An 8,401-nucleotide genomic window follows, 5' to 3' on the forward strand; every position below is an offset into this window, starting at 1 on the left:
GGTTTATTGTCCTCTGGATATTATCCTGGTTATTTTATACTTCTTGAAATAGACACAAATAAAATTGATGTTAATATTCATCCAACTAAAACTGAAATAAAATTTGAAGATGAGCAAAGCTTATATTCTATTCTTAGATCAACTATTAAACATAGTTTAGGAATTTTTCAAGTCACTCCAACTTTAGACTTTGATAGGGATTCTTCAATGGATACTCCTTATTCATATAAAGAAAGGGCACCTACTAGTCCAAATATTTCTGTAAACTCATCTTTTAATCCTTTTAAAGATGATTTAAAAATATATTCATATGATTCAAAAAAAGATACTACTCAAATCGAGTTTGAATCTGAAAGTGTCCAGGAGATTTTGAATATAGATGATTATGATTTTAATCCCAAACAAATAAAAGTTTTTCAACTTTTTAATAAATACCTTGTAACAGCCTTACCATCAGGATTAATGATTATAAATCAAAAAAGAGCTCATCAAAGGGTTATTTATGAGGAGCTATTATCTAATTTATCGTTAGAAAAAATCCCAAGTCAAAGTTTGTTATTCCCTTTTGAAATATCAGTGGATTCATCAGAATTGACATATTTTTTTGATAATGTCACCGAACTCTTAGCCATGGGTTTTGAGTTTAACATGAAAGAAAAATCCAAAGTCATTACATTCACAGCAATTCCAGTTTTATTTGATAAAAATCAAGTGGAACAACTGTTTGAAAACTTTTTTTCTGATAAATTCAAATATGAAGGTTTTAGTAAAGCAGATGTTATTTCAAAAAAATTATGTAGGTCAATGACTATAAATAATGGAAAATCTTTAAATATCGAAGAGCAACAGCAGCTTCTAGCTTCTTTATTTGCTTGTAAAGAAAAAAATCTATCTCCATTTAATCGTCCTATTTTCATTAATTTTGACATGCAAGAAATCGATAAAAAAATCAATTAATGAGATCAGCCTCAGAGACTGTTAAGCACTTACTGATAATCAATACTATATTTTTTTTAGCTACACTATCCTTAGGTGAATATAGTTATGATTTATTTGCGCTACATTACTTTGATTCTCCAAAATTTCAATATTGGCAAATAATATCTCATATGTTCATGCATGGAGATTTCTCTCATATATTATTTAATATGATTGGACTTTGGATGTTTGGTACTCCAATTGAGCAGATGTGGGGTAAAAATAAATTTATTTTCTTTTATTTGTCAACTGGTTTTGGAGCTGCAGCATTACAAATGTTGTTGTATAGTTTTCAAATCAATCAAGCCAATGAGTTATTTTTGAGCTTAAAAGTTGATCCTTCAATTATTTCAGAATTTTATTCTTCCTCAAGACTTCCATCAGATATTATTAATTTAATTGAAGTTGAAACCCTTCAAAGTGCATATTCTTCATATAATTCTGTTTTAGTTGGGGCTTCTGGTGCTTTATATGGAGTTTTGGTTGCGTTTGCAATGTCTTTTCCCAACACTCAACTTATGCTTCTTTTTCCTCCAATACCCATTCGAGCCAAATATTTAGTTCCTTTACTTATTGGTGCTGATGTATTTTTTGGTTTCTCATCTTATTCTATCGGTCCAATTGCCCACTTTGCTCATGTTGGTGGTGCTCTAACTGGTTTCATAATGTTTCAGTATTGGAAAAAAAATCAATTTAACAATAAACGTTGGGATTAATGATCAGTTGGATATATTTAAAAAATAGATACTATCAATTTTCAATTTCTGAAAAATTAATTTTTATTAATGTTCTGTGTTTTTTTGTGCCATTTATTATAAACACCTTACTCTTCCTTTTTAATATTTCATTTGGAGGGATAATTTATTGGTTTGAATTATCGCCAAATCTAGGGGCTTTATTATTCAAACCGTGGACTTTACTAACATATTCATTCTTTCACACAAGTATTTCTCACTTATTTTGGAATATGCTATTGTTATATTATTCTAGTTCAATATTCCTAAATCTTTTTAAAAAAGAAACTTATATTAACACCTATTTATTGGGAGTATTATTTGGAGGAATCCTTTTTGTATTAAGCTACTTAATTTTCCCTGTTTTTCAAGGTAGTTTCCCTTCAATGATTGGAGCCTCGGCAGGAGTAATGGCTGTCTTGATATTTGTTTGTAGATATAGTCCTGAAAATGAAATAAGACTTTTATTTTTTAATGTAAAATTGAAATATATTGGAATTGCTCTTGTTGCAATTGATCTAGTAATGATTCCTTATGGAAATGCTGGTGGAAGAATTTCTCATCTAGGTGGTGCTCTATTCGGTTATTTTTATGCTAATAATATTTCTCAAGGAAATGATATTGGATATTTTTTTCAAAAATCATGGCAGTATCTTAGTTCACTTTTTTATAAATCTAATTTAAAAGCCGTTTACAAATCAAAAAATTCATCAAAAACTATTAAATACAATCAAGTTGAAATTGATGCAATTCTAGATAAAATATCTAATTCAGGTTACGAGAGTTTAACTAAAAACGAAAAAGAGACTTTGTTTAATGCTGGAAAAAAATAAAGCTATTTAGGAATAGATTTTATATACTCAGTGGCTTCAGGACCAATATTAAAAATAAGATCGATGATGCTTAGATCACTTTGAAACCCAATTTTTTCGTCAAAAACTTGAACGTAAGGTTTAAATCTTTTTAATTTAGTTTTTGGATCTATTAAGTAGTTGTTTTTTTTAAAATCATTATTATGATTAACTTTTTTAAGTTTTATAGGTAAATCCAGGATAATTAAAATTTTTCTCATTAATTCGATATTATATTGGAAAAGAAATCTATACTCTTCTATGAAAAAGGGTCTGAATTCATCTTTATAATACTCAAAAAAAGGAGAAGACCTGTAAGCAGTTTCAATTGATTTCCAATGATTTTTTTGCCAAGGAATTTCATTATGTATTTCAATATGCTCATCTTTTTGGCTAATTATATTTTTTGTTATTGGAATTATTAAATTTTGTCTTCCATTGGCTCCAGAAATCACACTCCTATTTCTATAAGTTTGTTTTTGATAATTTGTATTAACACACAACAATAGTTCGTTTTGATTTATAATGCTCTTAAAATAGCTTATTGTTGGTAAATATGCTGGTGTCAGCATCATGTTTTTTCTGTTTTATACTTTTTTCTTAAATAAATATATACTTGCCATATTCCAATAAATATTAAAAAGTGGGGAAGATATGAAGTTCTTTTTCCCTGACCATTTACAACTGAAAACACTCTGTCCCATCTAATTTTCCAATTAGTGACCCCATCATTAAAACCATCAATGCTCATCCATATAAAAACTGGCTTACCCATCACATGATCTTCAGGAACAAAACCCCAAAATCTACTATCCTCAGAACGATGCCTGTTATCTCCCATCATCCAATAATAGTTCTGCTTAAATGTGTAAGTCGAACTTATTTGATCCTCAATATAAAATATACCATTTTTTCTAACTACTACGTTCGATTCATATTCTTCAATTATTTTTTTATACAAGGGATATGTTTTTTCGTTAAGTGATATTTTAGATCCAATTTTTGGAATTACAATTGGACCAAAATTATCCTCATTCCAGTCAAATGTTATTCTGTTTGGAAAAAAACTTTCATTTGGAGTTTTAATCCTTGATATATTTCTAGAGATACTATCATATAATTTTGACTTTTTCAATTCTATAACCTTATTATAAGTTGAATTGATAACTTTTTCTTTAGATATCAATTCAGACACTTGAAGCCCTAGTGATTTAACGAGTTTTATAGGTAATCCTTTTGAATTAGTATATACGGAGAAATCATCAACAGTTCCCGCCCTTCCTGAAATGTATGGCAGAAGTGACTCAAAGGAGCTTTGAGTGATATTTCTAATCTTATATTCCCTCTCAAAATCATCTATTTTGTACTTAAGAAGGTTCTTAGAAGAGACTCCGTTGTAGCTATAAACAGTGTATGTGTGTTGAATTCTTGCCCATTCAGGTAAAATATTTTGTGAGTTATTAATTAAAATATTTCCATTTCTAATTTCTAAAGTATCTCCAGAAATACCAACACAACGCTTAACATAATTTGATTTTTTATCTATAGGTTTTCTAACACCTTTTTCTCTAACAAAAAATTGTCTAACAGTATCTGCAGGCCAATTGAAAACTACTATATCATTTCGTTTTATTTTTTGAAAACCCGGGATACGTAAAAATGGTAATTGAGGTTTATTAAGATATGATCTTGTTTTTATTATTGGGATAGTATCATGAACCATTGGAAATGAAATAGGAGTAGTTGGAACTCTGGCTCCGTAATGGAATTTACTAACAAATAAAAAATCTCCAATTAATAATGATTTTTCCAGTGAACCTGTTGGAATTATAAATGGTTGAATAAAGTATGTGTGAACTAAAGTTGCTGCAACTATTGCAAACACCATAGAACTCAGCCACTCTCCGAAAGCTGATTGGTATTTAATATTTCCTTCATTAATATAATTTATATTTTTACTATAATTTAAATATGTTATGTAAAAACCAAGACTTATTAGTACTAATATGGATTGTAGAGTTGATTTTTTACCGAAACTTTTTATTGTTTCAATCCATATTACTCCAAACATCATTATGTTTATACCTGGCATAAATAAAAGAATAACCCACCATCTAGGTCTTTTTATTATATCCATTAATATTAATGCGTTGTATATAGGAACCAAAGCCTTCCATGATTTTTTTCCAGCAACGGCATATAATTTCCATGTTCCTAAAAAATGTATTACTTGAATACCCAAAATAAAAATCACCCATTCAATAAAGTTCATAACTGTAAATTATTTAATTTTTAAGACATCTGACATTGAAAAAATACCATTTTTTCCTTTTAGCCATTCAGCGGCAATAATAGCTCCTAAAGCAAAGCCAGACCTAGAAAAACTCATATGTTTAATACTTATTTCATCGAATTCTGAACTATAAAAAATACTGTGAGTACCGGGGATATCTTCTTTACGAATAGATTTAATTCTTAAAACATCCTTTTTGGCATCACTAGAACTCCACTCTTTATAACTAGAATTTGAAATGATATCATTTGCTAAAGATATGGCTGTTCCACTTGGTGAATCAATTTTTTTAAAATGATGAGCTTCAATCAACTCTGTAGAATAATTATGAGTATTCATAATTTTAGATAAGGACTTATTTAACTGAAAAAATAAATTCATTCCTAAACTAAAATTTGACGAATGTAAAAAACCAACTTTGTTTTTTCGTGCTATTTTTTCAATGTATTTCAAATCATTTGACCACCCTGTTGTACCGCTAACTACGGGAATATTCATTTTGATAGCTGCTTCTACGTTTTGCAATGCTGAAGTTGGAGTGCTAAAGTTAATAGCTAAATCTGCATAACTTATTTCACCTTCTGTATTTTTGTCAATTTTGCAAACAATTGTGTGCCCTCTTTTTAAGGCAATACTTTCTATAGCTTTTCCCATTTTCCCATATCCTAAAAGAGCTATTTTCACCTAATTATAAATTTAACTTGATTATAAATCCAATTGTTTCAGACTCACTTACGGGTTCAAAATTAATTTTAGGTTTAAAACTTAAATCATCATTCACATTAAACTGCATTAAGTGAGTACTAACATTTGCTTCAAGAATATTTAACATATAAGTTCCAATTATGAAAATAAATGACATATCTCTGTATCTTTTGTGAAAATCCATCCCTTTTAAGAGTTTGTCATTTTGAGGAATAAGATCTATATATTCATCATCTTTAAATCCGCTAATTCTTCTTTTATAGATTCCTCTATATTTATTGTACTCTCTCTTATTATAAACATATGAATATACTGCGCTACCAATGGCTGCATAAACAATTGGTACTTTCCATGCATTACCAGAATATACCTGACCAAGTCCAGGAAAAATAGCTGAATAAAATGCTGCTTTAGACGGGGCTAAAGGATCTGACATTAATTCTATTTTTCTTTTTTTTCTAGCACTTAGTTCTTGACAATAATTTTGACCACACCAAAAAAATAAAAATATAAAAAAAATAAACTTATACACTATTTTTAATTTTATTAAGAATACGGTTTAAATCTACTTGCGAGTCAAATGATATGCTCAAGGTGCCTTTGCCATTTTTGTTAATATTAACTTTAACCTCAGTCTCTAAAAACATCTTCAGACTTTTTGCGGTAGATAGAGTAAATTTTGGTTTATGTAAATTGGTCTTATTATTTGAATTTTTCAATTCATTTATTAAATTTTCAGTATTTCTGACAGATAATTCTTTTTTAAGTATTCTTTCGTATAATTTGATTTGGTTTTCATTATCGACACTTATCAAAGCCCTTCCGTGTCCCACCGAAATAAATCCATCTCTCAGCCCTGTCTGAATAATTGGGTCAAGTTTTAATAGTCTAAGATAATTTGTAATAGTACTTCTTTTTTTACCTACGCGGTCACTGAGCTCATTTTGTGTTAATTGAATCTCCTCTATTAAGCGTTTATAGGATAAAGCAATTTCGATTGGATCCAGATCTTTCCTTTGAATATTTTCAACAAGGGACATCTCCAAAGATTCTTTATCGTCAATAGATCTAACATAACAAGGTATCTTTTTTAAACCGATTAATTTAGATGCTCTTAATCTTCTTTCTCCAGAAACTAACTGATATGAATTTAAGTTCAGCTCTCTAACAGTTACTGGCTGAATAATTCCAAGTTCATTAATTGAAGATGCTAGTTCTGCTAAACCCTCTTCATCAAATTTAGTTCTTGGTTGAAAAGGATTAGTCGAAATATGCTCAACAGAAAGATCAATTATATTTCCATTATTTGAGTTAATTTTAATGTTTTTATCTCCATCTGAATTGTCATTTAGAAGAGCCGATAGTCCACGACCAAGAGCTTGTTTTTTTGGAGACTTTCCCATTTTAAATTTTATTTTTTTTAATCATTTCTGTAGCTAAGGAAAGATAGTTTTTAGCACCTTTACTTGATGCATCGTAGGAAATTATATCTTTCCCATAACTTGGTGCTTCTGCTAAGGTTGTATTTCGTTGAATAATGGTTTTAAATACCATTTTACTAAAATGCTTTTGAACTTCTTCAACTACCTGGTTAGAAAGCCTTAACCTAGTATCATACATTGTTAAAAGTAAACCCTCAATACTTAAATTTTTATTATGAATTTTTTGAACACTTTTTATCGTATTTAAAAGCTTTCCTAATCCTTCAAGTGCAAAATATTCACATTGAATTGGAATAATAACCGAATTGGAGGAAACAAGTGCATTTAAGGTAATTAATCCTAAAGATGGAGCGCAATCAATTATAATAAAATCATAATTATCTTTCACCTGAGTTAATGCTTCTTTAAGCATATATTCTCTTTTAGGTTTATCAATTAATTCAATTTCAGAAGCAACCAAGTCGATATTTGATGTAATTATATCTAGATTCGGAATTGATGTTTTTGTAATAGTATCTTTAGCAGATAAGGAATGTTCCAGTAGTCTGTAAGTTCCTTTAGTTTCTTTTGAAACGTCAAAACCTAATCCTGAACTTGCATTTGCCTGAGGATCAGCGTCTACAAGAAGAATTTTCTTTTCTAAAATAGCAAGTCCAGCAGCCAAATTAACAGTAGTTGTAGTTTTTCCGACTCCACCTTTTTGATTTGCAACGGCTATTATTTTACCCATCTAAATTTAATTTTCTCAATAAAAATACAATTATTTGAGTGCTTATGAAACTTATATATGACAATGATTTGTTAACATTTGTTAATCAAAATTTTGTTCACTCTCTATATAAAATATTGTTTCATTTTCCTTTTTTAGATTGTAATTTCTTCTCCCAAATACTTCTAAACTATCTGGATTTTTTAAAACTTCAATTATATTTTTGTCTTTAGCAATATTTTTTTTTAATTCTATTTCTTGTGATTTAAGACTATTTATCTCGTTATTAAGTTCATTATGAATTATCAGGGAGTGGGTATCTATTAAAGTCATCCATAGTAAAAAAAATAAAGTTATGATTAAATATTTCAGTTTAGAAATTTTATTAAAAAAGGAATTAAAAAATTTCATTTTTTAAATAGGGTTTATAATGTTAACTACATCTTGAATTGTAATCTGGTTCTTGTCTGAATTGCTCCAATTGTTTTTGATATAATTCAAAACATCCGAAATCTCTTCATCATCTAAACCTTGAGATATCATTGAGTTTCCCAAATATTCAACACCATTAACAATTATCGGTCTATTGGCTCCATACTTTATTATTGAAATACTTTCACTAATGTTTAACAGAAAGTCGGAATTATCAAGTGGGGGTATATTGTCTGTCAAGCCTTTGCCAAGAGGAC

11 protein-coding genes are annotated in these 8,401 nt (G+C 28.8%); 3 read left to right on the plus strand and 8 right to left on the minus strand.

Annotated elements, in window-relative coordinates:
* The 3 genes from AC3ATN_RS03695 to AC3ATN_RS03705 form a co-directional block, all read left to right on the plus strand.
* Positions 1–957: DNA mismatch repair MutL family protein (locus tag AC3ATN_RS03695; RefSeq protein ID WP_487531885.1), on the plus strand; the 957-nt coding region annotated here is incomplete at its 5' end.
* Positions 957–1,694 carry a rhomboid family intramembrane serine protease gene (locus tag AC3ATN_RS03700; protein ID WP_487531886.1) on the plus strand — a complete coding sequence of 246 codons (738 nt, stop codon included), beginning with the start codon at positions 957–959 and terminating at the stop codon, positions 1,692–1,694. The genes AC3ATN_RS03695 and AC3ATN_RS03700, both read left to right, overlap by 1 nt.
* On the plus strand, positions 1,694–2,545 hold the full coding sequence (locus tag AC3ATN_RS03705; protein WP_487531887.1) for a rhomboid family intramembrane serine protease: 852 nt from the start codon (positions 1,694–1,696) through the stop codon (positions 2,543–2,545). The genes AC3ATN_RS03700 and AC3ATN_RS03705 overlap by 1 nt, the downstream gene beginning before the upstream one ends.
* 2 nt (positions 2,546–2,547) lie before the next feature.
* Here AC3ATN_RS03705 and AC3ATN_RS03710 read toward each other — a convergent pair whose 3' ends face one another.
* The 8 genes from AC3ATN_RS03710 to AC3ATN_RS03745 all read right to left on the minus strand — a co-directional run.
* Complete coding sequence (locus tag AC3ATN_RS03710) at positions 2,548–3,138, minus strand: WbqC family protein (protein ID WP_487531888.1); 591 nt, start codon at positions 3,136–3,138, stop codon at positions 2,548–2,550.
* Positions 3,135–4,835 carry a signal peptidase I gene (gene lepB / locus AC3ATN_RS03715; protein WP_487531889.1) on the minus strand — a complete coding sequence of 567 codons (1,701 nt, stop codon included), beginning with the start codon at positions 4,833–4,835 and terminating at the stop codon, positions 3,135–3,137. The genes AC3ATN_RS03710 and lepB overlap by 4 nt, the downstream gene beginning before the upstream one ends.
* Positions 4,836–4,844: 9 nt before the next feature.
* Positions 4,845–5,540 (minus strand): 4-hydroxy-tetrahydrodipicolinate reductase, encoded by a 696-nt coding sequence (dapB, locus tag AC3ATN_RS03720; protein WP_487531890.1) that lies wholly within the window; start codon positions 5,538–5,540, stop codon positions 4,845–4,847.
* Between the two features lie 4 nt (positions 5,541–5,544).
* Positions 5,545–5,997, minus strand: coding sequence for a DUF5683 domain-containing protein (locus tag AC3ATN_RS03725; protein WP_487531891.1), 453 nt, complete (start codon positions 5,995–5,997; stop codon positions 5,545–5,547).
* A gap of 88 nt (positions 5,998–6,085) precedes the next feature.
* Positions 6,086–6,964, minus strand: coding sequence for a ParB/RepB/Spo0J family partition protein (locus AC3ATN_RS03730; protein ID WP_487531892.1), 879 nt, complete (start codon positions 6,962–6,964; stop codon positions 6,086–6,088).
* A gap of 1 nt (position 6,965) precedes the next feature.
* Positions 6,966–7,733, minus strand: a complete 768-nt coding sequence (locus tag AC3ATN_RS03735; protein ID WP_487531893.1) for a ParA family protein — start codon at positions 7,731–7,733, stop codon at positions 6,966–6,968.
* A gap of 81 nt (positions 7,734–7,814) precedes the next feature.
* Positions 7,815–8,123, minus strand: a complete 309-nt coding sequence (locus tag AC3ATN_RS03740) for an FtsB family cell division protein (protein WP_487531894.1) — start codon at positions 8,121–8,123, stop codon at positions 7,815–7,817.
* 3 nt (positions 8,124–8,126) lie between these two features.
* The coding region (locus AC3ATN_RS03745) for a c-type cytochrome (protein WP_487531895.1) at positions 8,127–8,401 on the minus strand (275 nt) is incomplete at its 5' end.

The organism is Candidatus Marivariicella sp. (assembly GCF_983056325.1).